Source organism: Curtobacterium guangdongense, assembly GCF_049341845.1.
Taxonomy (GTDB): domain Bacteria; phylum Actinomycetota; class Actinomycetes; order Actinomycetales; family Microbacteriaceae; genus Curtobacterium; species Curtobacterium guangdongense.
Map to the genome: position 1 here is coordinate 353,541 of NZ_JBMPIT010000001.1, position 26,315 is coordinate 379,855.

The 26,315-nt window shown below is 71.0% G+C and carries 24 protein-coding genes; 18 read left to right on the top strand and 6 right to left on the bottom strand.

All coding sequences use genetic code 11. The annotated features are described in order from the left end of the window. The 3 genes from ACO0E1_RS01690 to ACO0E1_RS01700 all read left to right on the top strand — a co-directional run bounded on the left by ACO0E1_RS01690 (position 1) and on the right by ACO0E1_RS01700 (position 2,639). Positions 1-1,269: a sensor histidine kinase gene (locus ACO0E1_RS01690; protein ID WP_422872585.1), complete on the top strand. Its 1,269-nt coding sequence runs from the start codon at positions 1-3 to the stop codon at positions 1,267-1,269. Beyond that, complete coding sequence (locus tag ACO0E1_RS01695) at positions 1,266-1,955, top strand: response regulator transcription factor (protein ID WP_422872586.1); 690 nt, start codon at positions 1,266-1,268, stop codon at positions 1,953-1,955. Before ACO0E1_RS01690 ends, ACO0E1_RS01695 begins: the two co-directional genes overlap by 4 nt. Positions 1,956-2,021: 66 nt before the next feature. Beyond that, positions 2,022-2,639, top strand: a complete 618-nt coding sequence (locus ACO0E1_RS01700) for an LppP/LprE family lipoprotein (protein ID WP_422872587.1) — start codon at positions 2,022-2,024, stop codon at positions 2,637-2,639. A gap of 28 nt (positions 2,640-2,667) precedes the next feature. Here ACO0E1_RS01700 and ACO0E1_RS01705 read toward each other — a convergent pair whose 3' ends face one another. The 3 genes from ACO0E1_RS01705 to ACO0E1_RS01715 are packed head-to-tail and all read right to left on the bottom strand — an operon-like array spanning position 2,668 to position 5,481. Next, entirely contained in the window at positions 2,668-3,696 is a 1,029-nt protein-coding gene (locus tag ACO0E1_RS01705; RefSeq protein ID WP_422872588.1) for a DUF2891 family protein, read from the bottom strand. Next, positions 3,683-4,771, bottom strand: coding sequence for a DUF979 domain-containing protein (locus ACO0E1_RS01710; RefSeq protein WP_422872589.1), 1,089 nt, complete (start codon positions 4,769-4,771; stop codon positions 3,683-3,685). The genes ACO0E1_RS01705 and ACO0E1_RS01710 overlap by 14 nt, the downstream gene beginning before the upstream one ends. Then, positions 4,768-5,481 carry a DUF969 domain-containing protein gene (locus ACO0E1_RS01715; RefSeq protein WP_422872590.1) on the bottom strand — a complete coding sequence of 238 codons (714 nt, stop codon included), beginning with the start codon at positions 5,479-5,481 and terminating at the stop codon, positions 4,768-4,770. Before ACO0E1_RS01715 ends, ACO0E1_RS01710 begins: the two co-directional genes overlap by 4 nt. 108 nt (positions 5,482-5,589) lie before the next feature. Between ACO0E1_RS01715 and ACO0E1_RS01720 the strand changes: the two genes are divergently transcribed. Continuing rightward, positions 5,590-6,258, top strand: a complete 669-nt coding sequence (locus ACO0E1_RS01720) for a GntR family transcriptional regulator (protein WP_422872591.1) — start codon at positions 5,590-5,592, stop codon at positions 6,256-6,258. On the opposite strand, the gene ACO0E1_RS01725 is transcribed toward ACO0E1_RS01720, so the two are convergent. Further along, positions 6,230-6,889 carry an SDR family oxidoreductase gene (locus tag ACO0E1_RS01725; protein WP_422872592.1) on the bottom strand — a complete coding sequence of 220 codons (660 nt, stop codon included), beginning with the start codon at positions 6,887-6,889 and terminating at the stop codon, positions 6,230-6,232. The two genes, ACO0E1_RS01720 and ACO0E1_RS01725, sit on opposite strands and share 29 nt — an antisense overlap. Positions 6,890-7,026: 137 nt before the next feature. Here ACO0E1_RS01725 and ACO0E1_RS01730 point away from each other — a divergent pair, with 137 nt between their 5' ends. The 9 genes from ACO0E1_RS01730 to ACO0E1_RS01770 all read left to right on the top strand — a co-directional run bounded on the left by ACO0E1_RS01730 (position 7,027) and on the right by ACO0E1_RS01770 (position 19,926). Further along, the gene (locus tag ACO0E1_RS01730; RefSeq protein WP_422872728.1) at positions 7,027-7,605 is read left to right on the top strand and encodes a TetR/AcrR family transcriptional regulator; all 579 of its coding nucleotides are present in this window, start codon (positions 7,027-7,029) and stop codon (positions 7,603-7,605) included. 139 nt (positions 7,606-7,744) lie between these two features. After that, positions 7,745-10,222 carry a polysaccharide lyase 8 family protein gene (locus ACO0E1_RS01735; protein ID WP_422872593.1) on the top strand — a complete coding sequence of 826 codons (2,478 nt, stop codon included), beginning with the start codon at positions 7,745-7,747 and terminating at the stop codon, positions 10,220-10,222. Between the two features lie 117 nt (positions 10,223-10,339). After that, the gene (locus ACO0E1_RS01740) at positions 10,340-11,392 is read left to right on the top strand and encodes a LacI family DNA-binding transcriptional regulator (protein WP_422872594.1); all 1,053 of its coding nucleotides are present in this window, start codon (positions 10,340-10,342) and stop codon (positions 11,390-11,392) included. Between the two features lie 106 nt (positions 11,393-11,498). Then, positions 11,499-13,172 carry an FAD-dependent oxidoreductase gene (locus ACO0E1_RS01745; RefSeq protein ID WP_422872595.1) on the top strand — a complete coding sequence of 558 codons (1,674 nt, stop codon included), beginning with the start codon at positions 11,499-11,501 and terminating at the stop codon, positions 13,170-13,172. A gap of 93 nt (positions 13,173-13,265) precedes the next feature. Beyond that, positions 13,266-15,407: a hydantoinase/oxoprolinase family protein gene (locus ACO0E1_RS01750; protein WP_422872596.1), complete on the top strand. Its 2,142-nt coding sequence runs from the start codon at positions 13,266-13,268 to the stop codon at positions 15,405-15,407. Then, a complete protein-coding gene (locus ACO0E1_RS01755; RefSeq protein WP_422872597.1) occupies positions 15,404-16,036 on the top strand; it encodes a hypothetical protein in 633 nt (210 codons plus the stop codon). The genes ACO0E1_RS01750 and ACO0E1_RS01755 overlap by 4 nt, the downstream gene beginning before the upstream one ends. A 3-nt stretch (positions 16,037-16,039) precedes the next feature. Next, positions 16,040-17,332 (top strand): hypothetical protein, encoded by a 1,293-nt coding sequence (locus ACO0E1_RS01760; protein WP_422872598.1) that lies wholly within the window; start codon positions 16,040-16,042, stop codon positions 17,330-17,332. Between the two features lie 90 nt (positions 17,333-17,422). After that, complete coding sequence (locus ACO0E1_RS01765) at positions 17,423-19,000, top strand: phospholipase D-like domain-containing protein (RefSeq protein WP_422872599.1); 1,578 nt, start codon at positions 17,423-17,425, stop codon at positions 18,998-19,000. Positions 19,001-19,083: 83 nt separating this feature from the next. Continuing rightward, on the top strand, positions 19,084-19,926 hold the full coding sequence (locus tag ACO0E1_RS01770; protein ID WP_422872600.1) for a DUF3761 domain-containing protein: 843 nt from the start codon (positions 19,084-19,086) through the stop codon (positions 19,924-19,926). A gap of 92 nt (positions 19,927-20,018) precedes the next feature. On the opposite strand, the gene ACO0E1_RS01775 is transcribed toward ACO0E1_RS01770, so the two are convergent. Both ACO0E1_RS01775 and tkt read right to left on the bottom strand, forming a co-directional pair. Beyond that, positions 20,019-20,408 (bottom strand): hypothetical protein, encoded by a 390-nt coding sequence (locus ACO0E1_RS01775; protein WP_422872601.1) that lies wholly within the window; start codon positions 20,406-20,408, stop codon positions 20,019-20,021. A gap of 63 nt (positions 20,409-20,471) precedes the next feature. Continuing rightward, on the bottom strand, positions 20,472-22,478 hold the full coding sequence (tkt, locus tag ACO0E1_RS01780; protein WP_422872602.1) for a transketolase: 2,007 nt from the start codon (positions 22,476-22,478) through the stop codon (positions 20,472-20,474). Positions 22,479-22,682: 204 nt separating this feature from the next. Between tkt and ACO0E1_RS01785 the strand changes: the two genes are divergently transcribed. Genes ACO0E1_RS01785 through ACO0E1_RS01805 form a run of 5 tightly spaced genes read left to right on the top strand, consistent with a single transcriptional unit; the run spans position 22,683 to position 26,295 of the window. Next, the gene (locus tag ACO0E1_RS01785; protein WP_422872603.1) at positions 22,683-23,405 is read left to right on the top strand and encodes a GntR family transcriptional regulator; all 723 of its coding nucleotides are present in this window, start codon (positions 22,683-22,685) and stop codon (positions 23,403-23,405) included. Positions 23,406-23,424: 19 nt separating this feature from the next. Next, the gene (locus ACO0E1_RS01790) at positions 23,425-23,883 is read left to right on the top strand and encodes a PTS sugar transporter subunit IIA (RefSeq protein ID WP_422872604.1); all 459 of its coding nucleotides are present in this window, start codon (positions 23,425-23,427) and stop codon (positions 23,881-23,883) included. After that, positions 23,880-24,170, top strand: coding sequence for a PTS sugar transporter subunit IIB (locus ACO0E1_RS01795; RefSeq protein WP_422872605.1), 291 nt, complete (start codon positions 23,880-23,882; stop codon positions 24,168-24,170). The genes ACO0E1_RS01790 and ACO0E1_RS01795 overlap by 4 nt, the downstream gene beginning before the upstream one ends. Beyond that, on the top strand, positions 24,167-25,591 hold the full coding sequence (locus ACO0E1_RS01800) for a PTS ascorbate transporter subunit IIC (protein ID WP_422872606.1): 1,425 nt from the start codon (positions 24,167-24,169) through the stop codon (positions 25,589-25,591). The genes ACO0E1_RS01795 and ACO0E1_RS01800 overlap by 4 nt, the downstream gene beginning before the upstream one ends. Continuing rightward, positions 25,588-26,295, top strand: coding sequence for an HAD-IA family hydrolase (locus tag ACO0E1_RS01805; protein ID WP_422872607.1), 708 nt, complete (start codon positions 25,588-25,590; stop codon positions 26,293-26,295). Before ACO0E1_RS01800 ends, ACO0E1_RS01805 begins: the two co-directional genes overlap by 4 nt. The last annotated feature ends 20 nt before the right edge of the window (positions 26,296-26,315 follow it).

Sequence of the window (26,315 nt, forward strand, 5' to 3'; positions counted from 1 at the left end):
GTGCAACGGCGACGCGAACCGATGGCCTGGCTCCGAGGGCCCTCGCGGCGACGGTTGGTCGTCATCGCGGCGGGCGCTGCTGCGTACTTCGTCGGTCTCGCCGTGGCGCTGCACATGGCCTGGTACCCGCAGGGGCTCCCCGGGTACGTGTTCTTCGGGGTCGCCGCCGCCGTCGCCGCCGCGACCTGTGTGCGGTGGCCGTTGGAGACGTTGATGAACCTCACGGCGTTCACGGCGTACGTCTGCCTCGCTCCGCTGCCCGAGGAGATGTACGGGTTGTACGTCCGCCCGCCGGAGGCGCTCGTCCCGCTCGCGCTCGTCACGTTCCTGATGATCTCGAACGGTGGCCCGGTGTTCGCGCCCGCTGCCACGTTCGGCACGCTGTCGGTCCTGACGATCGTCCCGTGGAAGGACGTCGTGCAGCTGGTCGCAGAACGCCGTCCGTGGTCCGAAGCCGCCCTCATCGACTCCGGGACGGACCGGTCGGTGCTGCTGGGCGAACTGATCGGCTGCGCACTCGTGGTGCTGGTCGCCGTGATGCTCCGAAGGCAGCGGCGGGTCACCGCGCAGCTCGCCGAGCAGAACCGCGAGCTGACGCGGCTGCAGGCCGCCACGATCGCGCACGCCGCCGAACGCGAACGCACCCGCGTCGCCCGGGAGGTGCACGACGAGGTGGCGCACCACGTCGCGGCACTCGTCATCCACGCCCAGTCCTCCCTGCGGATCGCCGACCGCGACCCCGGGCAGCTCGTCGACGCCATGCGGGTCGTCGCCGAGGGGGGTCAGGACGTCCTCGCCCGCATCCGCTCGGTCGTCCGGGTCCTGCGGGTACCCCCGGAGACGGCACCGGTCCTCGGCAGCCTCGCCGACGAGCTCCTCGCCCTCGCCGAGCGCATCCGCGCCATCGGGTACGACGTGGACAGCACCGTGACCGTCCGCGGAGAGGTCCCCGAACGCGAACGCACCGCCGTCCTCGGCATCGTCCAGGAGAGTCTGACCAACGTCATGCTGCACTCGTCCGCGCGGACGATCTGCATCACGGTGCAGGAGCAGCAGTGGTCGTGGACCGTCGACGTGACCGACCCGGGTCCGAAGCAGGAGCGGTTCCCGACCGTGCCCCGCGGTGGCTCGGGGATCCCATCGATGCGGGAACGCGTCGGCACCTTCGGCGGCACCTTGGTCGCCGGCCCGACCGAGGACGGTTCCGGGTGGTCGGTGTCCGCCACGATCCCCATGCTCACCCCCTCGAAGAAGGAGACGACCAGATGACGCTGCGGGTACTCGTCGTGGACGACCAGGCGATCGCACGGGCAGGCCTCGCGACGATGCTCGACGCCGAGGACGACATCGACGTCGTCGGCCAGGCGCACGACGGCGAGAGCGCGGTGCGGACGGCTCGCGCGACCGAACCGGACGTCATCGTGATGGACATCAGGATGCCCGGCCTCGACGGCATCGGTGCGACACGGCAGATCCTCGGCGCACAGGCCTGCGCGGTCGTCCTCATCACGACCTTCGACGACGACCAGTACCTGTTCGACGGCATCGCAGCCGGAGCGTCCGGGTTCCTGCTGAAGGACTCCGGACCGGACCTCATCGGGGCCGCCGTCCGCGCCGCCGCCCGCGGCGACTCCCTCATCGACCCTGCCATGACGCGTGCGCTGATCGACCAGTCGATCGCCCCCGCTCCGGCTCGACGAGCCGACGCGGTCCAGCAAGCGGCCCTGGCGTCGCTCAGTGACCGCGAGCGCGACGTCCTCAGCGCCGTCGCCCGGGGCCTGAGCAACGGGGAGATCGCCAGCGAGATGTTCCTCAGCACCGCGACTGTGAAGAGCCACATCTCGAGCGTCTTCGCGAAGACGGGCACGAAGACCCGCGTGCAGGCGGTTGTGTTCGCGTTCGCGACGGGGTTCACGAAGCCGAGCACCGGCGAGCCCGTTCCACCATCGGGCTGACCGCGAACCGTGGTGATTCCGCCGAAGGGAGGAACGCGAGGCCGGTCGAACGCGCACCGTGGAGGTATGCGCACCAACCGGATCGGTCTCAGTCTCCTCGCCGCCACCGCAACCCTGGCGGCACTCTCCGCCTGCTCGGGCACCGGCACCCCGACGGCGTCGCCGACCGCCTCGTCGACCGCCGACGCCACGACCACGACCGCCACGCAGCACGCGACTCCCCCGGCGTCCCCGTCCCCGTCCACGACGGGGACGGCACAGGGGACGTGCGGCACCCAGTCCGCTGCGGCTGCGGTGCAGCAGGCGGTCGCGACCCTGCCCCGCCCGGTCCCGAACCTGCCGGACGCGACGTGGGACGCATCGCACGCGGACACCTCCGGGTACGACCCGTGCGCCGCGCTCGCGTGGTCCGTCGTCTCGGTGACCGACGGGACGCCGAGTTCCCCGAATGCCGTCCTGCTGTTCCACGACGGCAAGTACCTCGGCACCGCCACCAAGGTGCAGTACCCGTTCGAGCCGACGGTCACCCGGAAGTCCGACACGTCGATCGCGGTCACCTACCGCTACGCGAAGCAGACCGACGCGAACGCGAACCCGTCGGGCACCGCGAACGCCACCTTCACGTGGGACGACGCGGCCGGCAAGGTCGAGATGGCGGGTGCGGTTCCTCCGGCGTCCTCCTGACCCGTCGGGATGCGCGCCGCCCGTGTCGTCAGCGGGCGGCGTGCTCGCGCGCTTCCATCGCGTCCCAGGCGAAGCTCGCGAGCCAGTGGGTCGAGTAGTACTCCTCGCCGACGCTCGCGGCCAGCCCTGATGCGAGAAGCCGATCGGCGGCCTCGTCGAGCGTGCCGGCGAGCGGGTCACCCTCATGGAGCGCGTCCACGATGCGACGGGCAGCACCGGCGCGCGACAGGTCGAGCCCGAAGAGGTGCACCTGCTGCGGGTCGTTCTCATCGCGGACGGTCGTCGGGGTGAGGATCGCGTCGCCCGGCTGCACCTCGGACAGGAACGCGCGGGCCCACGGCGCGAACTCCGCCGCCGGCAGCACCGCACGCATGAGGTCCGCCTCTGCCAGGCCCGCGGACAGGAAGTCGTGCCCGCTGCGCTCCCAGGCGAACGGCCACCCGGCGTCGTCGCCGAACCACTCCCGAGCAGCGCGCTCGCACGTCGCCGCGAGTGCGTCGCGTCCGAGGGAGCGTGCGGCCTCGAGCACGAGCAGCAGTCCGAACGCGGAGTTCGCGTGCACGCCGTGGCGCACCGGGTGGGCGGCGCCCTCGACCCAGTTCGTGACGAGTTCCTCGACGACGTCGACCAACGGGACGAACCCGGGCGCGAGGGACCGGATCACCGGGACCTCGGACGCGGTGACCTCGGCGGCGAGCCGCATCAGCCAGGCCCATCCGTACGGGCGCTCGTAGTGCGGCGTCCCGCGGAGGTAGGCCGCTTCGGTCGCGAGGTGATCCGCGCTGAGGTGGGCCTGCAGGACGGAGGTGACCCGTGCCTCCAGTCCGGCCGGCAGGCCGAATGCGACCAGGCGCGTGGCGAGCCAGTGCATGTGCACCGAGGAGTGCCAGTCGTACGAGGTGGCGAACGCGGGGTGCAGCTCGACGGGCAGCGCCCGGTCGTCCGGACCGGACGTCGTGTGGTGCGCCGCGTAGGGGTACTCGCGGGTGGTGTTCTCCACGGCGACGGCCGCGAAGCGGTCGGCCCAGGCGGCGCGGGCGAGATCAGAATGCGACAAGGTACATGACTCCGATGTTGACGACGAGCAGGATGGCGGCGGTCGGGATCTGCGCCTTGATCGGCCCGTACTTGTCCCGCATCTCGAGCAGGGCAGCGGGGACGAGGTTGAAGTTCGCGGCCATCGGGGTGACGAGGGTGCCGCAGAAGCCGGCGAGCATGCCGATCGCGAAGATCGCGGCCGGGTTGCCGTCGAAGCCCTGGACGAGCACCGGCCAGCCGATCGCGGCGGTCATGATCGGGAACGCGGCGAACGCGTTGCCCATGATGATCGTGAACAGCGCCATGCCGAGGCAGTAGACCACCACCGCGGCGATCAGTGAGCCACCGGGCAGGATCGTCTTGATGATCGTCCCGACGGCGTCGCCGACCCCGGCCTGGGTGAAGACGATGCCGAGCGTGGAGAGCATCTGCGGCAGCAGCGCTGCCCAGCCGATGGCCTGCAGCAGACGGCCGCCCTCGCGCAACGGCGTCGCGACCTTCGGTGGGCGCAGGATGAACACCGCGACGACGACCGCGAGCACCGACCCAATGCCGAGTCCGGTCAGGGTCGCACTGCCCTCGGCGAGGAGCGGCTCGCCGCCGATCGACACGAGGGGGCCGAGCGTCGCGACGAGCACCGCCACGACCGGTACGACGAGCGCCGGCACGAAGAGCCGGTTGCCGTAGCGCGCGGCGAGGGTCGCGCGTTCCGCGGGGCTGGTCGTCGCGAGCACGCCTGTCGCACGGCTCGGGCGAACCGTCACGCCGGTGGGCTCCGCGGGTCCCGTCTCCGCCCCCGCGCCCGCTCCGGGAACGGTCGCCACCCGGGTGCGGCTCGGCCGGCCACCCCGCGCCGTCGTCCCGGTGAAGCCGAGCCCGGCGAGCGCGACCATCACGAGGACGGCGATCCCCAGCACCCACGCCGGCGCCGTCTTCGCCGCGACGAACGTGCCGTAGAAGAACGACAGGCCGAGGATCCCCCAGAAGCCGGCGTTGCCGAGCCGCTTGGCGTGCGTGGTGTCCGTCACGATCAGCACCGCGACGGCGATGAAGAACGCCCCGATGAGCCAGTAGAGCCATTCGCTGGTGATCACGCGTTCGCTCCGATGGTCGTCGCCGCCTCCGAATTGCGCATGTCCGCGGCCATCCGGTCGAGCTTTCGGTCGAACAGCAGCAGCCGTGTGCCGTGCACCAGGAGCGCGGCGATGCCCGTCGGGATCGCCCACAGTGCCAGATCGATCGGCTCCAGTGAGAGCCCGTACGTCGCGTCGACGAAGGTCGTGATGAGCAGGATGGAGCCGACCGCGACGAAGACGTCCTCGCCGAAGAACACCCCGACGGTGTCCGACGACGCCGAGTAGCCCTTGATCTTCTCGCGCATCCGCTCGTCGATCCGGCCGTACTTCTTCGTCGCCGCGCCTTCTGCCATCGGGTGCACGAGCGGACGGACGGTCTGCGCAGGACCGCCGATGCTGGTCAGGCCGACGGCCGCGGTGATCTGCCGGACCGCCAGGTACCCGGCCAGGATCCTGCCCGTCGTGAGCTTGTCGAGCTTCGCGATGAGGCGCTTCGCCTGGTCCTGCAGGCCGTAGCGCTCGATCAGGCCGATCACCGGCAGGACCAACGCGAAGGTGGTGACGGACCGGCTGGAGGCGAACCCGTTGCCGAACGCGTCGAGGATGCCGACGGGACCGATCCCGCCGATGGCCGCGGTGACGATGCCCGCGACGGTCACCACGAGCAGCGCGTTGACACGCAACGCGAACCCGACGATGACGACGGCGACGCCGATGAGGACGAACATGCGGGACAGTCTGGACGTGATTGTTCAACAATCGCAAGACCCTGCCGGGATCTGTAACACCGTGGTCACACGCCTGCTCTGTGGAGGGATCGTGCCAGGATCGTGGACATGACCCGAACCGTCGGCAGCGCTGAGTCCGTCGCCGACCGGCTCCGTTCCACCATCGCCGCCGGGGAGTTCTCCCCCGGTGCGCAGCTGTCCGAGGAACGGCTCAGCGAGCAGCTCGGGGTCTCGCGGAACACCCTGCGCGAGGCGTTCCGGCTCCTCGCGCGGGACCGTCTCGTGGAGCACGTGTTCAACCGCGGGGTGTTCGTCCGTCGGCTCTCCGCCGAGGACGTCGCCGACCTCTACGCCGCCCGACGGGTGCTCGAGGACGCGGCGGTCCGCGCGATCCTGCCCGACTCCCCCGCGCTGGCGTCGGCCGCTGACGCCGTCGACACCGCACACGCAGCGGCAGCCGCCGGTGACTGGCGCGCGGTCGGCACCGCGGACATCGCGTTCCATTCGGCGCTCGTCCGAGCTGTGCCGAGCACCCGGGTCCACGCCTTGATGGACTCGTTGCTCGCGGAGATGCGACTGGCGTTCCTGACGACCGACGACCCTGCGGCGTTCCACGCCGGGTTCGTGGAGCGGAACGCCGCGATCGTCACCGCGCTGCGCGCCGGGCACACCTCGGCTGCATCAGCGCTGCTGACCGACTACCTCGACGACGCGGAGCGGACACTCCGGACGGCCGCGGGTACGGACGTCACGGGGCGGACCGGAGCCACTCGCTGAACCGGGGGCCGACCACCTCGACGTGACGCTCCGGCAGCAGGGCGCCGACGCGGAACGCCCGACCGGTCCGTCCGGGGATCCGGAGTGGCACCGGCACGAGCCCAGGAAGGCCCAGGGCCCGCGTCATCGCCCACAGCGTCGTGGTCTCGGGACCGGCGACCTCCACGACCGGGGCCGTCCGCGCGCCGACCGCGACGTCCGCGATCACCCCGGCGACCGCGTCGAGGGAGACGGGAGCGATCGTCATGCCCGGGACGAGCACGAACGGCCCGAACCGCATCCGCTCGGTGTTCTGCCGCGCGAACTCGAACCACTGCGTCGACCGGACGACGGTGAGCAGGGGGCTGACCGCGGCTGCCGACTGCTCCTGCGCCGTCTTGCCCGCGAAGTACCCGTACCCCTGCACCTCGGGTCGCGTGCAGTTGACGATCGAGAGCAGCACGTGCCGCGCGCCGCGTCGGGCGGTCGCAGCGCCGATGGCTCGCGTCGACCGCGTGAAGAAGTCCGTCGCACGCCTCCGGCTCGTCGTGAACAGCCCGGTGGCTTCGATGACCACGTCCGCATCCCCCAGGGCGGCGTCGACGTCGTCGAGCAAGACGTCGAACCCCGTCGACCGGGACAGCTGCGTCACCGTGCAACCCCGCGCCGCCACCGCATCAGCGATCGCCTTCCCGGAGATGCCCCCTCCGACCACTACCGCGTGCATGACACAGTCCGTTCTCTACACATGTAGAGAACACTACGATGGTAGAGACGGAGAGGGAAGTGATGGGACGACGCGAGGACCTCGCCGACGCCGGCGTGCGGTTGACGGCACGAGGGGGAACCAGGGCACTCACGCACCGGGCCGTGGACGCAGAAGCCGGCGTGCCGTCGGGATCGACGTCCTACTACGCGTCGACACGACGCGAGCTGACCGCGCTCGTGGTCGACCGGATCACGTCGCAACTCGCCGAGGACCTCGTCGCCCTGCAGATCCCCGAGCAGGTCGACGAGGACGCGGTTGTCTCGATCGCGGTGGGGTTCCTCGAGCACCTCGCCGCCCGCGACGTCGCACAGTCCGTCCGACTGGCGTTGCTCCTCGAACTCCGGGACGACGCGGAACTCCGCGGACCCCTCACCGGGGCCGACCCGGTCCGGGCAGCGCTCATCGACACGGCGCGAACCCTGTTGGAGCGGATCGACGTCGTCGCACCGGAGCGGTGCGCCGTCGATCTCGTCGGGCTCGTCGACGCGCTCCTGCTGTACCGCACGGCAGCCGTGGCCCCTCTGGACGAGGGGTCGATCCTCGGGGCGTACGTCGCCGGGCTCCCGCGACGTGCGACACGAGGACACCGAACGCACTGATCACCGCGCCGACGACGCGGTCATCTTGATGAGCAGTAGTAATAGGTATGAGCACCTTGACCGGAGCACATCGCGGCGTCGATCATCGGGGTCGTGACGGGCAACGCCGCCCGCCACGGAACGATCCCCGGAGGACGCAATGCCTGCACGATCCACCTCGTTCGGTCTCTCCCGCCGGTCCCTGATCGTCGGTGCCTCTGCCGTCGCCGCACTCGCGACCGCCGACACCGTCGTGGGCCCGTGGCGCGCAGCGGCCGCAGCCCCCACGGACTTCGCGCGGTACCGGTCGCAGTGGCTGGGCACGCTGATCGCGGACTACGACGCATCCGACCCTGTCCTCAACGCCTACGTGCAAGAAACCGCGAAGGCGGCGAACGCGTTCTGGCACGGCGCGACGCCGCTCGACACCTCGGCGAACCGCACGACGCTCTGGGCCGACCTGGCGAGCCCCACCACCTCGTCGACCGTGACGAGCACCGCCAACCGGCTGCGACAGCTCGCCCTGGCGCTGCGCTCCCCCGGCTCGAGCTTGTCCGGCAACAGCGCCCTGCGCGCCGACCTCGTCTCCGCACTGGACTGGTTCCTCGCGCACAAGTACGACGCGACGTCGTACTACGACAACTGGTGGGACTGGCAGATCGGGACCCCACTCGCACTGAACGACTTCGTGGTGCTGATGTACGACGACCTGTCCGCCGCGCAGATCAGCACGGCGATGGCCGCGATCCAGCACTACGAACCCGACCCGAAGGTCACCGGCGGCGCGACCTCGACGGGCGCGAACCGCAACTGGGCATGCGCGGTTACGATGCTGCGCGGTGCGATCAGCGGCGACCAGGCGGTCATCGACGGTGCACGCCACGACCTCGAGACGATCTTCCCGTACGCGACGTCGGGCGACGGCATGTACACGGACGGCGGGTTCGTCCAGCACGTGACCTACGCGTACACCGCTGGGTACGGGCTGTCGCTGCTGCAGGTCCTCAGTTCGATGATGGTCGCCTCGCTCGGCACCCCGTGGGCGTTTTCGACCGCACAGGTCGCCGAGGTCTTCGACTGGACGCAGGACAACTTCGCCCCGTGGATCTACGGCGGCGGCTTCATGGACATGAACCACGGTCGAGGGATCTCCCGGTTCTACGAGACCGATCGCCGGCAGGGCAGGCTGGTGCTCGGTGTCCTGCTCCAGCTCGCGGCCGTGTTCCCCACGACGGGAGCACAGCAGCTCCGGTCCCAGGTCAAGGGGTGGCTCACCGCCTACGACTCGTACTCGTTCACCGGGAGCACGCCGGGGGAACGCCAGCCGGGGTTCTTCACGTACGACCCCGTCCCCGTCCAGCAGGTCCTGTTCACGTCGGTGGTCCTCGGCCGCGCGCTGATGGCCGACACGGGCGTCCCGGTGGGCGACGAGTCGACCAGGACCGTCGTCGCGACCTCGATGGCACGAGCGGTGCACCGCCGACCGGGGTTCGCGATGGGGTTCGCGATGGAGACCACCGCGATCAAGCCCTACGAGTGCGCCAACGGCGAGAACCGGATGGGCTGGTACCAGGGCGAAGGCGCGGTCTACCTGTACCTGCCGAACCAGCTGGGGCACTGGGCGAACGAGTGGTGGCCCACCGCGGACAAGACCCGCATCCCCGGGACGACCGTCGTCCAGAAGACCCCGACCGTCGGCGTCGGCGTCCGCTCCACCGTGGCGAACACCTGGGCCGGCGGCGCGGTGCTCGACGGCGACGCGGCGATCGGGATGGGCTTGTCGTTCACGACGCAGCCGCTCCGTGCGCGGAAGTCGTGGTTCTGCATCGGCGACGCGGTCGTCTGCCTCGGCGCGGGGATCACGAGCACCGACGGCAACGTCGTCCAGACGATCGTCGAACAGCGCAACGTCGGACCGTCCGGGCGCACGGCACCGATCATCGACGGCACGACCTTCGACACCGTCCGGAACACCCCGACCGCGTTCACACCGAAGTGGGCGTACATCCCGAGCACCTGCGGGTACCTCTTCCCGCAGGGAGGCACCACGGTGCAGGTCGTGCGTGAGGACCGCACCGGCAAGTGGACGGACATGGACGACCGCGGCACGTACGGGGACGACACGACGTACTCGCGGCGGTTCATCGGGCTCTGGATCGACCACGGCATCGATCCGACCGACGCCCGGTACGCGTACATCCAGCTCCCCGGCGCGACCCAGGCGCAGGTCGCCGGGGCCGCAGCCACGATGGCCGACGTGACGATCGCCGCGAACACCGACGACGTGCAAGCCGTCACCAGGAAGACCGGCGCGGCGACGAGCACCGACCACGTCACGATGGCGAACTTCTGGAAGGCCACCACGCCACCGAAGGCCGCCGGCATCCAGGTCGACCAGCGGGCGTCCGTGGTGCTCAGCCGACAGGGCGACCAGCTCTCCGTCGCCGTCAGCGACCCGACCCAGCGCGTCACCGGCGAGGTCGTCGTCACACTCGACAGCGCCGTGCTCGAACGCGACCCGGCGGACCCGGGCGACACCGAGGTCCGCGTGGTCTCGACGAGCCCGCGGCTGCAGATCGCGGTCCCGGTCGGCGGCGCAGCGGGAAGGTCGTTCGTGGCTCGATTCCGGACCTCCTGAACCGGCTGGGAGATCATTTTCAGGATATTTCGCTGCTCATACGTATGAACGCGCGATATCGCGTACGGTCATCCGTATTACCTCATCGACGAGGTCGACAGCTCCGGAGCAGACCCCATGCCAGCACCCCACGCACGCGTCACACAGCGCATGATCGCCGACATCGCCGGCGTGAGTCAGTCCACCGTGTCGCTCGTGCTGAACGGCAAGGCGGACGAGACCCGTCGGATCCCGGCGGCGACCCGGGACCGCGTGCTCGACGTCATCCGCGAGACCACCTACGTCGCGAACCCGGTCGCGCGGAGCCTCGTCGGCGCGACGAACGACCTCATCGGCGTCTTCACGTACGAGCCGGCGTTCCCGAACCGCTCGTCGGACTTCTACACGCCGCTGCTCACCGGCATCGAGAGCGCCGCGGAACACGTCAGGGCCGACCTGCTCGTGTTCACGAGCACCCCCGTGGTGAACGGCAGGCGGCGGCTGTTCCACGAGTCGAACCGCCTGCGGCTCGCGGACGGCTGCATCCTGCTCGGCCGTGAGATGGACGCCGACGAGCTCGAACGGCTGCTGGACACGGACTACCCGTTCGTGGCCATCGGCCGTCGCGACGTAGCCGGTGGCCGGGTGCCCTACATCGGTGTCGACTACGCGGCCGCGACGCAGGCGCTCGTCCAGCGTGCGCTCGACCTCGGGCACGTCCGGTTCGGCCTGCTGCGCCTGCCGCTCGGTGCCGAGTCGTCCCGCGACCGGCGTGCCGGCATCGTCGCCGCCCTCACCCGAGCCGGGCTCGAAACGGCGGACGCACTCGTGGAGACCGCGGTGACCGACCACCGGACGGTGGCCGACGCGTGGGAGGCGATCCGGGCCTCCCGTCCGACCGTCGTCCTGGTCGAGGACCCGGACGACGGCGAGGAGCTGCTCGAACTGCTCGCCGACGACGTCCCTGCCAGGGTGTCGGTCGTCGTGCTCGGTGAGCACACCCGTCACCGCGACCGCGGGACGGACGTCACGCGGCTCAGCGCGCCGCGGACCGAACTCGGTGCCCGCGCCGTCGCCGCGCTCACCGAGCGCATCGCCGCCGTCCAACGCGGCGACGCCCCGGATCCGGTGCAGGAGCTGCTCGCCTGCACACTCGTCGCCGGCACCACTCTCGGCCCGCCCCCGCGCTGAGCCGAACGCGCCCGACCGCACACCATCGTGGCCGCCCGCGCGCACCCGATCCCGCCCGCTCCCGCCCGCTCCCCGAACCGCCCCATCCGTCAGGAGTCGCTCCACCATGCCCGGAACCACCCCAACACCGCCCCCGACCGTCGACGCCACCACGGAGGCCGTCACGACCGACGTCGTCATCGTCGGCGGCGGCCTCGGCGGCGTCGCTGCCGCGATCGCCGTCTGCCGAGCGGGTCGACGCGCCGTCCTCACCGAGGAGACGGACTGGCTCGGCGGACAGCTGACCAGCCAGGCCGTGCCGCCGGACGAGCACCCGTGGGTCGAGCAGTTCGGCGTCACCCGGAGCTACCGTGCCCTGCGCGACGGCATCCGCGACCACTACCGCCGGGCGTACCCGCTCCGCGCCGAGGCAGCCGCGCTCCCCGACCTGAACCCCGGTGCCGGCCGCGTGAGCAAGCTCTGCCACGAGCCGCGCGTCGCACTCGCGGTGATCGAGGAGATGCTCCAGCCGTACCGCACCGCCGGGCTCCTGACGGTCAAGCTCGACCACCGCCCCGTCGCCGCGACGGCCGACGGGGACCGGGTCACGAGCGTCACCGTCGAACGTCCGGACGGTCGCCGGACCGAGCTCCGTGGCGCGTTCGTCCTGGACGCGACCGAGACCGGCGACGTCCTGCCGCTCGCCGGCGTCGAGCACGTCGTCGGCGCGGAGTCGCGCGACGAGCACGGCGAGCCGCACGCACCGGAGGTCGCCGACCCGGCGAACCAGCAGGGCATCACGTTCTGCTTCGCCGTGTCGCACCACGAGGGCGAGGACCACACCATCGAGCGCCCCGAGATGTACGACTTCTGGCGCTCCTACCAGCCGGACTTCTGGCCGGCGCCGCTCATCGGGTTCCTCGCACCGGACCCGCGCACGCTCGACGCACACCCGCGCACCTTCGAGCCGAACCCGGACACCGACCCCCTCGCCGTCAGCGCCGACCAGAGCGCCGACGCCGGCGACAAGGAGCTGTGGGGCTTCCGGCGGATCGTCGCGCGGAAGCTGTTCGCGGACGGGGCGTTCGAGTCCGACATCTGCCTCGTCAACTGGCCGCTCAACGACTACTGGCTGAAGCCCGTGATCGGGACCTCCGGCGACGCCGAGGTCGACGCGGAGACCACCAGGCAGGCCCTGCACGAGGCACGACAGCTCTCGCGCTCCGTCCTGTACTGGTTGCAGACCGAGGCACCCCGGCCCGATGGCGGAGCCGGCTTCCCCGGTCTCCGACTGCGTGGCGACGTCACCGGCAGCGAAGACGGTCTCGCCAAGGCCGCCTACATCCGCGAGTCCCGCCGGATCCGTGCGGTGACGACGATCGTCGAGCAGGACGTCTCCGCCGAGGTCGTCGGTGTGACCGGCCGGACGCGCTACCGCGACTCGGTCGGCGTCGGAAGCTACCGACTCGACCTGCACCCGTCCACCGGCGGCGACAACTACGTCGACATCGCGAGCGTCCCGTTCGAGATCCCGCTCGGTGCCCTCGTCCCGCGGCGTGTGACGAACCTGCTGCCCGCCGGCAAGGACATCGGCACCACCCACATCACCAACGGCTGCTACCGGCTGCACCCCGTCGAGTGGAACGTCGGCGAGGTCGCCGGCGCACTCGCGGCCCACTGCATCGCGACCGACTCCACCCCCCAGGCCGTCCAGGCCGACGACGCCCGCTTCGCCGCCTTCGCCGCCGGTCTCGACCGCGACGGCGTCGAACGGCGCTGGCCAGCGGTCCAGGGCTACTGACGCTCCCTGGCCCGCGGGCCAGGGCTCCTGACGCTCCCCGGCCCGCGGGCCAGGGCTCCTGACGCTCCACCTCACCCGAAAGGTCACAACGACGTGAAACCCAACGCACTGCGCATCGGCATCGACGTCGGTGGCACGTTCACCGACGCGGTCGCCATCGACGCCGCCACCCTGCAGCTCATCGGGCAGGCCAAGGTCCCGACCAGCCACGACCACCCCGACGGCGTCGCACACGGCATCGTCGAGGCGCTCCACCAGCTGCTCGACCGGATCGGCCGTTCCGCCGAGGACGTCGTGTTCCTGGCGCACGGCACCACCCAGGCGACGAACGCCCTGCTCGAGGGCGACGTCGACCCGGTCGGCCTCATCGGCGTCGGGACCGGTCCGGCCGGCTTCTTCGCGAAGCGGCTCCGACGGCTCGCGAAGATCGAGATCGCGGACGGCAAGAAGCTCCCCGTCGCGTACGAGCACGTCCCGCGCGCCGACGACGACCGGCACGTCGACGGTGTCCTCGACCGCTTCGAGCAGGCCGGGATCCGCTCGATCGTCGTCACCGAGCCGTTCTCCGTCGACGACCCCATCGGCGAGGAACGCATCACCGGACGAGCACGCGCCCGCGGGTTCCTCGTCACCGCGACGCACGACATCAGCTCGCTCTACGGGCTGAGCAAGCGGACGCGGACGGCGGTGCTCAACGCGGTCATCCTGCCGCGGATGTTCGCGACCGCCGACCTGGTGCAGTCGAGCATCGACGCGGCCGGGATCACCGCTCCGCTGATGGTGATGCGGTGCGACGGCGGCGTGATGTCGCTCGACGAGATGCGGCGGCGCCCGCTGCTCACGGTGCTGTCCGGCCCCGCCGCCGGCGTCGCCGGGGCGCTCATGCAGGAGAAGCTCTCCGACGGCGTCTTCCTGGAGACCGGCGGGACCTCGACCGACATCTCGGTCATCCGCCGCGGCAAGGTCGCGGTGCAGTACACCGAGTTCGGCGGCAGCTCGACGTACCTGTCGGCGCTCGACGTCCGCACCGTCGGCGTCGGTGGCGGTTCCATGGTCCGGATCCGGACGGGAGGCTCGGCACAGGTCACGCACGTCGGCCCACGCAGCGCGCACATCGCGGGACTCCCCTACGCGTGCTTCGCGACGCTCGCCGACCTGGACGGTGCAACGCTGTCCACGGTCGCGCCGGTCGACGGCGACCCGGCCGACCACGCCGTGGTGGACGCGGCCGGTGGCCGCTTCGCGATCACGATGACCTGCGCCGCCAACGCCCTCGGTCTGGTGCCGGACGCCGACTACGCGCACGCCGACCAGGCGGTCGCACGTGCCGCACTCGCACCGCTCGCGAGCGCACTCGGCACCGACGTCGACGGTGCCGCACGTGCCGTCCTCGATGCCGGTGTCGCACCGGTCCGTGCGGTCGTCGAGCGCATGGTCGAGGACTACCGGATCCCCGAGGAGACCGTGCAGCTCGTCGGCGGTGGCGGTGGCGCTGCCTCGGTCACCCCGCACACCGGGCAACGAGCCGGCAAGCCGTGGCGGATCGCCGACCACAGCGAGGTGATCAGCCCGATCGGCGTCGCGCTCGCCCTCATCCGCGAGCAGGTCGAGCGGGTGATCCCCGGTGCGACCGACGAGCAGATCCTCGCGGTCCGTCGCGAGGCCGAGCAGGCCGTGATCAAGCAGGGTGCCGCACCGGCGGAGGTGTCCGTCGACGTCACGGTCGACCCGCAGTCGAACACCGTCCGTGCCGTCGCGACGGGCGCCACCGAGCTCCGCACACAGGACCGCACGGCGCGGCTCACCGAGGACGACCTCCGGGCCGTCGCCGCCGGGAGCCTCGGCGTCGACGCGCGGGCGCTGACCGTCCTCGCGTCCACCGACAGCCACGTCGTGTTCGGGTCGCCGGAAGAGCGTCGGTTCCTCCGCAAGCCGAAGCACCCGGTGCGCGTGCTCGACCGCGACGGCGTCATCCGCTTCGCATCGAGTGACGCACTCGTGGACCAGACCACGGCGGGAGCCGGCGCCGAAGCGATCCCCCGGCTCATCACCGAGCACACCTCCTACGGTGACGGTGGGTCCCGTGCGCCGGCGCTCCAGCTGCTCGTCGGGCCGCGGATCGCCGACCTGTCCGGGGTGCTCGACGAGTCGCAGCTCGTGTCGCTCGCGCGCACCGAGGTCGAGGGACACGACCGGGCGGAGTCACTCGTGGCCGTGCTCGAGGTCCGGTCGTGACCGTCGTGGCCGAGGCAGCGGCGATGCGCGCGCTCGAGGACCTGGACGACGCCGAGCTCGGCGCGCAGCTGCTCCGTGGCGTGCCGACGAACGAGCTCCGCAGCGACGAGGAACTGCTGCGACACGCTGCCAGGGCGACCGCGTTCGGGACCGAGCTGGCCGCTTCGACGCCGGCCGGCTCGACGGCCGCTTCGACGCCGGCGATCGTCGAGCACGCCGGAGGCCTCGGCGCAGCGCTGCTCGCGCAGTACGACTCCGGGCACCACCGGATCGACCTGTTCACCGACACGATCGCGTTCTGCGAGCGGCTCGTCGACGACCTCGGGTGGCGACACCTGTTCCCGGTCGGCTCGGTGCGCGCGGCGGCCGTCGAGCACGAGCGGGCGCACCACCTCGTCACGGCCGACCGGTCCCGTGCCCTCCGTGCGGCGCTCGACCACCAGGTGTTCCGACTCGGACGCTTCCGCCGGCTCGCCTACATCGCCGGCACCGACGAGGTGGCCGCACACGCGTTCGCCGCCAGGAGCCTCGGACTCACCCGGTCCCCGCTCCTCCTCACCCGAGCGGCGACGGCCGCGATCCGGACGCGCAACGATGCGCGCTCCGCTTCGAACCCGAAGGAGAACTGACCAATGGGCATCGCAATCATCGTCATCATGGCGATCGGGGTCGCCCTGATCCTCACCGGCAAACTCCCCACGGCGTTCGCCCTCGTACTGCTCGCGGTGGCGATCGCGCTCGCGGGTGGTGCCTCGTTCGTCGGCGCCGAGAACAGCGTGCTGACCACCGTGATCCAGAACGGGGCGATCACCCTCGCCTCCACGATGGTGGCCATCCTGCTGGGCTCGTGGCTCGGCTCCCTGATGCGGGACACCGCGATCGCCTCGACCCTGGTCCGGAAGACCGTCGAGTTCGGCGGCGACCGTCCCGTCGTGATCGCGCTCGGTGTGCTGGTGATCTCGGCCCTCTGCGGCGCGGTGACCGGCTCGGCCCCCGCTGCCCTGCTCGCCGGTGTGATCGGCATCCCCGCCATGATCGCCGTCGGTGTCCCGAAGGTCACCGCCGCCGGCACGATCCTGATGGGCATCGGCGCCGGGGTGCCGTTCGAGCTGCCGGTGTGGCAGTTCTTCTCGACCGCGCTGCACCTCCCCATCCCGCAGGTGCGATCGTTCATGATCCTGCTGTTCCCGTTCGCCGCCGCAGCAGCCGTCGCCTACGTCATCGTCGAGACCCGACGACGCGGCACGGTGCACGCCTGGTCCCTCGCGGCCCCGGCCGACGGAGCCCGCGTCGTCACGAGCCGGCGTCGACGCCTCGGCGATGCGCCGTGGTTCGCGCTGCTGACCCCGCTCGTGCCGATCGTCCTGGCGCTCGTGCTGCAGGTGCCGATCATCCCGTCGCTCCTGGCGGGTGTGCTGTTCGCCGTCGTCACGACGACCCGACCGGCCCTCTGGGGCACCACGATGCTGCGGTCGCTCTACGACGGGTTCAAGGTCGCCGCACCGCCGATCACGCTGTTCATCGCGATCGGCATGCTCCTCGCCGCCGTGGGCCTGCCGGGGTCGGTCGCCGCCCTGCGTCCGATCGTCGAGGCCGTCGCGCCGACGAACATCTGGCTGTACGTGATCGTGTTCTCGGTGCTCGTGCCGCTGTGCCTGTACCGCGGTCCGCTCAACATCTTCGGTCTCGGTGCGGGGATCGCCGGCGCGATGACAGCCATCGGCTTCTACTCACCGATGGCCGTCCTCGGGCTGATGACCTCGTACAACCAGGTGTTCGGTGTCGCAGACCCGACGAGCACGCAGACGGTGTGGGCGTCGCAGTACGCGGGCGTCTCCCCGCAGGCCGTGATGCTCCGTGTGCTGCCGTACGTGTGGGTCGTGGCCATCGCCGGCATCGTCCTGTCGGCGGTCAAGTACCTCTGACGACGGGCCGCGGGCGGCCGATCCGGTCAACGGGACGGATCGGCCGCTCCTCGCCGGACACCGCACGACCGCCGCCCGTAGTGTTCGAGTGTGCCCACCGACCCGCGTCACTGGTTCCTCGCTCGCGACGAACGCGGCAACCTCGCCACCGAGGTGCACGCCGGCGGAGACGACGCCGCACCGTGGTCCGAGGGCAACGCGGTACGCCCGCTGGTGCACGGCGCCCCGTACTTCGCTCGCATCCACGCGGAGCTGTGCGCGCTGCAACCGGGTGACCGGGTGTGGTTCACGGACTGGCGCGGCGACGCGGACGAGCGGCTCCTGCCGGACGGTCCGACGATCGGCGACCTGCTCGCCGAACGCGCACGCGACGGTGTCGAGGTCCGCGGCCTGATCTGGCGATCCCACGGCGAACGCGTCTCGGCGTCGATCAGCGCCCGCTCGAACGAGCTGCTCGGCCGGAAGATCAACGACGCAGGCGGCGAGGTCCTCCTCGACCAGCGCGTGCGCGTCTTCGGGTCGCACCACCAGAAGTTCTTCGTGATCCAGCACCGGGACGACCCCTCGCGGGACGTAGCGTTCGTCGGCGGGATCGACCTCTGCCACAGCCGCCGCGACGACGCCGCACACCAGGGCGACCCGCAGCCCGTCTCGATCGACGCCAGGTACGGCGAGCGCCCCGCCTGGCACGACGCCTCGATGGAGCTCCGCGGGCCGGTGGTCGCCGACGTCCTGGCGGTCTTCGCCGAGCGGTGGGACGACCCGCACCCGCTCGACCGCAGCCTGCCGTACCGGATGCTGCTGCAGCGCCTCACGCACATGCCCCGTCGGCCGGAGCCGCTGCCCGAGCGCACGCCCCCGCCACCGCGTGCCGGTGACCACGCCGTGCAACTGCTGCGCACGTACGGGGTGAAGCGGCCGCCGTTCCCCTTCGCGCCGGAGGGTGAGCGCAGCATCGCCCGCGCCTACGCGAAGGCGTTCTCGAAGGCGAAGTCCCTGCTCTACATCGAGGACCAGTACCTCTGGTCCCGCGAGGTCGCGTCGGGGATCGCCGAGGCCCTCGAGCGGAACCGGGACCTCCGGGTGATCATCCTCGTGCCGCGGTACCCGAACTCCGACGGGCCGCTCGGTGGTCCACCCAGCCGACTCGGGCAGATCGAGGCGCTGCGCTCCCTCCGCCGGACCGCTCCGGACCGGGTCGGCGTGTTCGACCTCGAGCACGAGGACGGCCGACCGATCTACATCCACGCGAAGATCTGCGTCGTCGACGACCAGTGGTTCACGATCGGGTCGGACAACTTCAACCGCCGGTCGTGGACGTCCGACAGCGAACTCACCTGTGCCGTGGTGGACGGCTCCGCCGGCGACGGCTCCCTCGCGCAGGACCTCCGGCTGCAGCTCTGGGCCGAGCACCTCGCGACGACACCCGACGACCCGAGCCTGATCGGCTCCGGTGCAGAACTCCTGGCGCTGTGGCGAGCCCGAGCCCGCGCGCTCGACCACTGGCAGGAGGACGGGCGCCCCGGCGAACGACCGCCGGGCCGGATCCGCCGGCACGAGCCGGAGCCGGTGTCGGCGCTGCAGCGCCTGTGGGCGCGGCCGGCGACGCGCCTGGCGGTCGATCCCGACGGGCGTCCGCGTGGACTGCGGGGCTCGACCCGCTTCTGACAGCCGCTCCACTCGAAGTGGGGGCTGTGCCCCGGGCGCGACCACCCCCAGACTTGTGCGGTTCTCAAGTTACAAGGAGTCGCATGCCCCGCCCCCAGCCCGAGCAGCCACAGTCACGCAAGAGCCGCCGCTTGCCCGTCTCCACCTGGGTGGGCATCATCGGAACCGCGCTCATGGCGCTCATCGGACTCGCGTCCGGCGGCTTCTGGATGATGGTGTTCATGGCATCGATCGTGGTCCTGCTCACCGCGGTGTACGGCGTGCTCTTCCGTCGGACGACATGGCTCCGCCTCCCCCGGAAGCGCGCCGCCGCCGGGATCGGTGCAGCGGTCGCGTTCGCAGTGCTGATCGGGTCGACGTCGGCGTACGGTGCCACGCACCCTGAGGTGACGACGCAGAACCGACCGGTCTCGTTCGCATCAGCACCCGCAGCGGCACACACGTCCGCGACACCGCACCGGACCGCGACGCCGACCCCCACGCCCACGTCAGTCCTCACGACGAAGACCGTCACCGAGACTCTGCCGATCCCGTTCACGGCGAGCACGGTCGAGAGCGCGACCCTCGCGAGCGGAACGTCGTCGGTCACGACAGCCGGCGTGGACGGCGTCGAGACCAAGACGTGGACGGTGTCCTACACCGACGGTGTCGAGACGGGGCGGACCCTTGCGAGCGACGTCACCACGACGCAGCCGGTCACGCAGGTCACGACCGTCGGGACCTACGTCGCGCCGCCACCACCCGCGGCGCCGACCTGCACGAACGGCACGTACGTCAACACCGCGGGCAACACGGTCTGCCGACCGGAGGTGTCGACGACCGCCCCGAGCGGCGCGACCGCGAAGTGCGGCGACGGCACCTACAGCTTCAGCCAGTCACGTCGCGGCACCTGCTCGTCACACGGGGGCGTCGCGGTCTGGCTCTGATCTTGCCCGACTCAATCCGCTTCTGACGGGAGGCTCGGTGCCAGCCGGCACCGAGCCTCCCGTCCGACCCGTGGCGGCCCCACGGCCGCGGATCAGAACCAGCGGAGGGCGAACTGCTCGACGACGTTCCGGACGACGCCGACGACCCCGGTCGCCGGTTCGCCGGAGTCGCGGCCGACGGCCCGGCGCAGCGCAGCCTGCGCCGCCTCGTACTCGCTCCGTTCTTCGCCCGAGAAGTCCTCGGGCGCCGTGGTCCGGACCGTGCTGATCGCCTCGACCCGCCGGATCCCGTAGCGGAAGCCGATCGGTCGCGGTGCGGCCTGGATGATCTGCAGGAGCTGCTGGTGCGAGTACCGGTCGGAGCAGTCGGCCGCCGCGGCGATGAAGTCGGTCAGTCCACGGAGCCCGGCTTCGGAACTGACGAACCCGACTTGCACGAGGCGTGCTCGACTGCAGAGGTCGTACATCAGTGCTTCGTCCATCGCGGTCCCCTCCCGACTGCCTGATCAGAGCCTGCCACAAGCCGCCCGGCAGGAGGAGTGTGCTCAGGCGGTGGCGTGCGCGGCGACGACGGTCCTGATCGCATCGACCACGTGCTCGACCGTCATCCCCCGAGCGGTGAGAGCCTGGTCAGCCGGCGCCGAGAGGCCGAACCCGTCGATCCCGACGACCATGCCGTGCGGACCGGCGATGCCCTCCCAACCGAACGAGCTCGCGGCCTCGACGACCACGCGCGCGGTCCGGTCGCTCGGCAGGACCCGTTCGCGGTACTCCTCGTCCTGCTCGGCGAACCACTCGCGCGACGGCATGGACACCACCCGCACAGGCAGGCCGACGGCATCGGCTGCCGAGAGCGCCAGCGCGACCTCGCTCCCGGTCGCGACGATCACCACGTCGGCCCCCTCGTCGTCGCGGATGACGTATGCCCCGCGTGCGACGCCCTTGCGCACGGCGGCGACGGTCGTCTGCGCGACGGGCAGCGGCTGCCGCGCCAGCACCAGACCCGCGGGCGCGTCCCGCTCCAGGATCGCGAGCCACGCGGCAGCGGTCTCGTTCGCATCGGCCGGACGGACGACGGCGAACCCCGGCAGGGCACGGAGCGCGGCAAGGTGTTCGACGGGCTGGTGCGTGGGTCCGTCCGCGCCGAGGGCGACCGAGTCATGCGACCAGAGGTAGGTGACCGGAAGCTGCATCAGCGCGGCCAGGCGGATCGCGGGCTTCTGGTAGTCGCTGAAGACGAGGAACGTCCCCGCGAAGAACCTCGAACCCCCGACGAGCGCGATCCCGTTCATCGCAGCGGCCATCGCGTGCTCACGGACGCCCCAGTGCACGTTGCGACCCGTGCGGTCGGCGGGCAGGAACGAACCGCCGCCGACGATCGCCGTGCGGTTCGGCTCGGCGAGGTCCGCCGACCCACCCCACAGCTCCGGCATCGCCGATGCGAGCGCCTGGATGGTCGCACCGGAGGCATCGCGTGTCGCGAGGCTGTCGCCCGCGTCCCAGATCGGAAGTGCTCCGGCGAGTGTGGTGGGGAGCCGTCGAGATCGCGCGCGGCTCCGCTCACAGTCCGCGTCCGGGTGCGTGCTGGCCCATGCACGGTGGCGTTCGTCCCACGCTTCGTGCAGCCGCCGGCCTCGGTCGACGGCGACACGCGTCGTGTCGAGCACCGCTGCCGGCACGTCGAACGGCGCGCGGTCGATGCCGAGGACGCGGCGGGTCGCCGCCACCTCGTCGGCGCCGAGGGGCGCTCCGTGCGCCGATGCGGTGTGCTGCGCGTTCGGGGCGGGCCAGGCGATGCGGGACTTCAGGACCACCAGGTGCGGCTTCCCCGCGTGCGGACCGACGGACAACACGGCGTCGAGCGCGTCGACGTCGACGTCGCCGTCGGGAGCGAGTCCGACCAGATCGACGTGCCAGCCCTGCGCGCGGAACCGGGCTGCGGTGTCCTCAGAGGAGGTGAGCGTCGTGCTGCCCTCGATCTGGATGTCGTTGTCGTCGTAGACCACGACGAGGTTGTCCAGACGGTGGTGCCCGGCGAGCGCTCCGGCTTCGTAGGAGATCCCCTCCTGCAGGTCCCCGTCGGACACCAGGACGAACACGCGCTGTCCGAACGGCGACTCGTCCGCGCCGGGATCGAGTCGAGCCCGGTCCCGCTGCAGCCCCATGGCCATGCCGACGGCGGTCGCGAGCCCCTGGCCGAGCGGTCCGGTCGTGGTCTCGATCCCCGGGGTGTGGCCGAACTCGGGGTGCCCAGGGGTCCGCGACCCGAACGACCGGAACGCCCGGAGGTCGTCGAGTGAGACGTCGTACCCCGTCAGGAACAGCTGGGTGTACTGCAGGATGCTCGCGTGCCCGCACGACAGGACGAAGCGGTCCCGTCCTGCCCAGTCCGGATCCGACGGGTCGTGGCGAACGTGCCGCTGGAAGAGCAGGTGGGCGACCGGTGCGAGCGCGGCCGCGGTCCCGGGGTGGCCGGATCCTGCAGCCTCGACGGCGTCGAGCGCGAGCATACGGGCGGTGTCGATGGCGAGCCGGTCGGCGTCGTTGACCATTCGGGACTCCTTGTGCGTCGGTGTGGGATCAGGGTAGATCCATGCATCATGTCGTCATGACGTATTAGGATGAATGCTTGCTCGGCTTGCGTTCCGGACCCGATCGCGACTACCGTCCAAGACGTCAAGTCGTCATGACGATCAGACGACAGCCCCACCGGCACCGACGACACCACACAACGACGTGGAGGAACCATGCGCACGATGAGCGGAACGAGCAAGTACGTCGCCGTCCGCGAGCACCTGCTCTCGCGCATCGTCAAGCTCGCGCCCGGCACCCGGCTCGCCCCCGAGCCGGTCCTCTGCGAGGAGTACGGCGTGAGCCGGATCACCCTCCGGCACGCCGTGGACGGACTCATCGCCGACGGGCACCTCGTCCGCGAGCAGGGCCGGGGCACCTTCGTCACCGAACCGCAGTTCCGCACCCACTACCGGGAGCGCTTCGCCGACGACGTCAAGGGGTTCTACGTCCAGCAGACCGAAGAGGGCTTCACGGTCACGAGCCAGGTCCTCCGGCAGCGGGTCGTCCTCGCCGGGGAGTCCGTCGCGGCGCAACTGGACCTCTCCTCCGCCGACCAGGTCGTCGAACTCCTCCGCCTGCGCTTCGTGAACGGGTCGCTGCACCACCTCGTGACGACGTTCCTGCCGTTCGACCGCTTCCCGGCGACCGAGACCCGCGACTTCACCGACGGCTCGCTCTTCGAGTTCCTGCGCAGCGAGTACCAGGTCGCCCTCGGTCGGAACGACCTCCTCGTCTCGATCGCCGCCGCCGACTCGGTCACCGCCGACGCGCTCATGCTCGACCCCGGGGAGAAGCTGCTCCGGGTCGCCTCCACCGTCTTCGACCACGACGACCGCGCCGTCGCCTACGGCATCTCCGACTTCACGCCGCAGAACTCCGAACTGTTCTTCGGCCTGCACAGCTGACGACCCGAAGGGACCACTGATGCTCACCGAACTCCTCATCCCCGACCGGATCCGATTCGCCGACGACGTCGGTTCGTGGCGCACCGCGATCACGCTCCTGTCGGAACCGCTCGTCGCCGACGGGACGATCACCACCGACTACGTCGACGCCGTCACGGAGTCGATCGCGGCACCGGGCGGGACCTACATCGACCTCGGGTTCGGGTTCGCGCTGGCGCACGCCCGCCCCGAGCGCGGCGTCGTCCGCCCGGGCTTGTCGTACCTCCGGGTCCGACCGGCCGTCGACCTCGCCGACGATCCGGCGCACCCGATCGACGTCTTCCTCCTGCTCGCCGCCACCGATTCGTCCGAGCACGTCCAGACCATGCAAGAACTCGCGATGCTCCTCACCGACGAGGACGCGCGCACCCGGCTCCTGGAAGCCGTCAGCCCGGCCGACGTGACGTCGGCTCTCTCCCAGATTGGACAGAACGCATGAAGATCCTCGCCGTCTGCAGCACCGGCCTCGGTTCGAGTTTCATGACCCACCTCAACATCGACAAGGCCCTGAAGAACCTCGGTGTCAGCGGCGTCGAGGTCGACCACGCGGACCTCGGCTCCGTCAGCGCCGACTCGGCCGACGCCGTCTTCGTCGGTCGCGACATCGCCGAGGCGGCCCAGGGACTCGGTGACGTCGTCGTGCTCGACAGCCTCATCGACCAGAACGAGATCCAGACCAAGGTGGCCGCGACCCTCGAGCGCCACGGCATCGAGGTGCCCTCGTGAACGGCGTCCTGAGCGTCCTGCTGGACGTCTTCCGCCAGCCGTCGATCATCGTCGCGCTCATCTCGCTGATCGGGCTGACCATCCAACGCAAGAGCGGCAGCGACGTCTTCAAGGGCACCGTCCGCACCCTCGTCGGCTTCCTCGTGCTCGCCGCCGGCGCCGGTGTCGTGAGCAACTCGCTCGCCCCGTTCGGCGAGATGTTCCAGCACGCGTTCCACGTGCAGGGCGTCGTCCCGAACAACGAGGCGATCGTCGGACAGGTCCTGGTCGAGTACGGGTCCGCCGCCGCGCTCATCTTCTTCTTCGGGATGATCGTCAACGTCGCACTCGCGGCGACGACCCAGTACAAGTACATCTACCTGTCCGGGCACGTCGCCTTCTACATGGCGGCGATGATCGCGGTGATCTTCGGCGTCGCCGGATTCAGCACGTGGCAGGTCATCCTCTGGGGGTCGATCGCGCAGGGTCTCGTCATGACGGTCTCTCCCGCGATCGTGCAGCCCTTCATGCGGAAGGTCACCGGTACCGACGACGTCGCGCTCGGACACACCGGGGGCGCCGGCATCGCGCTGTCCGGTGTCGTCGCGACCCTGACCCGCAGCAAGACGAAGCCGTCGAAGTCCACCGAGGACATCAAGTTCCCGTCGGGACTCGGGTTCCTCCGCGACACCACCGTGATCGTGGCACTCTCCATGGCCGTGATCTACATCATCGTGGCGCTCTTCGCCGGCCCCGAGTTCATCCAGGGCAAGCTGAGCGACGGGCAGAACTTCGTGCTGTTCGCGATCATGCAGGCCGCGACGTTCTCCGCCGGTGTGTTCATCATCCTGGCCGGTGTCCGCGTCGTCCTCGCCGAGATCGTCCCTGCGTTCAAGGGCATCAGCGAACGCCTCGTCAAGAACGCCAAGCCGGCGCTCGACGTGCCGATCACGTTCACGTTCGCCCCGAACGCCGTGCTCATCGGCTTCCTGTCCAGCTTCGTCGGCGGCATCGTCGGCATGGTGGTCATGGCGGTTTCTGGAACCGCGATCATCATCCCGGGCATCGTCGCGCACTTCATGACCGGTGCCGCCTCCGGCGTCATCGGCAACGGTGCCGGCGGACGACGCGGAGCCGTGCTCGGTGCGTTCACGAACGGCCTCGCGATCACGTTCTTGCCGCTCCTGCTGCTGCCCGTGCTCGGTGACGTCGGGCTCTCGAACTCGACGTTTTCGGACGCCGACTTCGGTGTGGTCGGACTCGTGCTCGGCCACATCAGCAGTGGTGGTGGCCAGGTCGCGGTGATCATCGCCCTGGTGGTCGCACTCCTCGTGGTCTACGGCTCCTCCCTCGTCCTCCGCAACCGCGCGAGGCGTCGTGAGGAGTTCGAAGCCGCGAACGCCGACGACAGCCGTGAGGCCGAGACGAGCGCCGCACGATGACGGACCGCCGGGCGCGGGACTCCGCAGGGGGTCCCGCGCCCGCGGTGTTCCCGGTCGACGGCGTCCTGTTCGACTGCGACGGCGTGCTCGTCGACTCGCTCGAGGCCGCCGCCGTCGCCTGGGACCGCTGGTCCGCCCGCTGGGCTCCGCACTTCGACTTCCGCACCCAGGTGCGGCACGGCGTGCGGGCGATCGACCTCGTGGCGGAGCTCGTCCCGACCGCCAACGTCGAGCGCGCCGCGGCCGAGCTCGCGTCCGAGGAGCTCGCCACGGTCGCCGGCACGACGGCCGTGCCGGGAGCGGTCGAACTCACGCGCGCGCTGACCGACCACGGCGTGCCGTGGGCGGTCGTCACGTCCGGGCTCCGCCCCCTGGCGCTCGGTCGACTCCGCGCGGCCGGCCTGGCCGTCCCCGACGTGGTCGTCACGGCCGAGGACGTCTCGGCCGGCAAGCCCGACCCCGAGCCGTACGGCGCCGGGGCCGACCGGCTCGGGCTCGCACCGTCGTCGTGCGCCGTCTTCGAGGACGCCCCGGCTGGAGTCCGTTCGGCACGAGCCGCCGGCGTGACCGCCGTGATCGGCGTGGGCCACGGCCTCGATGAGGCCCACGCAGTCGCGGATGCCCGCCCCGCCGCCGTGGTCCTCGACCTCCGCTCGGTGACGGTCGAGGGCGGCAGGCTCGTGCTCACGCATCCGATCGGCTGAGCGCCGCCCCTTCCTGGACC

Coding starts and splice junctions, on each gene's coding strand:
- ACO0E1_RS01695 (WP_422872586.1), top strand. CDS start 1,266: ATGACGCTGCGGGTACTCGTCGTGGACGACCAGGCGATCGCACGGGCA.
- ACO0E1_RS01700 (WP_422872587.1), top strand. CDS start 2,022: ATGCGCACCAACCGGATCGGTCTCAGTCTCCTCGCCGCCACCGCAACC.
- ACO0E1_RS01715 (WP_422872590.1), bottom strand. CDS start 5,481: ATGTTCGTCCTCATCGGCGTCGCCGTCGTCATCGTCGGGTTCGCGTTG.
- ACO0E1_RS01720 (WP_422872591.1), top strand. CDS start 5,590: ATGACCCGAACCGTCGGCAGCGCTGAGTCCGTCGCCGACCGGCTCCGT.
- ACO0E1_RS01730 (WP_422872728.1), top strand. CDS start 7,027: ATGGGACGACGCGAGGACCTCGCCGACGCCGGCGTGCGGTTGACGGCA.
- ACO0E1_RS01735 (WP_422872593.1), top strand. CDS start 7,745: ATGCCTGCACGATCCACCTCGTTCGGTCTCTCCCGCCGGTCCCTGATC.
- ACO0E1_RS01740 (WP_422872594.1), top strand. CDS start 10,340: ATGCCAGCACCCCACGCACGCGTCACACAGCGCATGATCGCCGACATC.
- ACO0E1_RS01745 (WP_422872595.1), top strand. CDS start 11,499: ATGCCCGGAACCACCCCAACACCGCCCCCGACCGTCGACGCCACCACG.
- ACO0E1_RS01760 (WP_422872598.1), top strand. CDS start 16,040: ATGGGCATCGCAATCATCGTCATCATGGCGATCGGGGTCGCCCTGATC.
- ACO0E1_RS01770 (WP_422872600.1), top strand. CDS start 19,084: ATGCCCCGCCCCCAGCCCGAGCAGCCACAGTCACGCAAGAGCCGCCGC.
- ACO0E1_RS01775 (WP_422872601.1), bottom strand. CDS start 20,408: ATGGACGAAGCACTGATGTACGACCTCTGCAGTCGAGCACGCCTCGTG.
- tkt (WP_422872602.1), bottom strand. CDS start 22,478: ATGGTCAACGACGCCGACCGGCTCGCCATCGACACCGCCCGTATGCTC.
- ACO0E1_RS01785 (WP_422872603.1), top strand. CDS start 22,683: ATGAGCGGAACGAGCAAGTACGTCGCCGTCCGCGAGCACCTGCTCTCG.
- ACO0E1_RS01790 (WP_422872604.1), top strand. CDS start 23,425: ATGCTCACCGAACTCCTCATCCCCGACCGGATCCGATTCGCCGACGAC.
- ACO0E1_RS01795 (WP_422872605.1), top strand. CDS start 23,880: ATGAAGATCCTCGCCGTCTGCAGCACCGGCCTCGGTTCGAGTTTCATG.
- ACO0E1_RS01805 (WP_422872607.1), top strand. CDS start 25,588: ATGACGGACCGCCGGGCGCGGGACTCCGCAGGGGGTCCCGCGCCCGCG.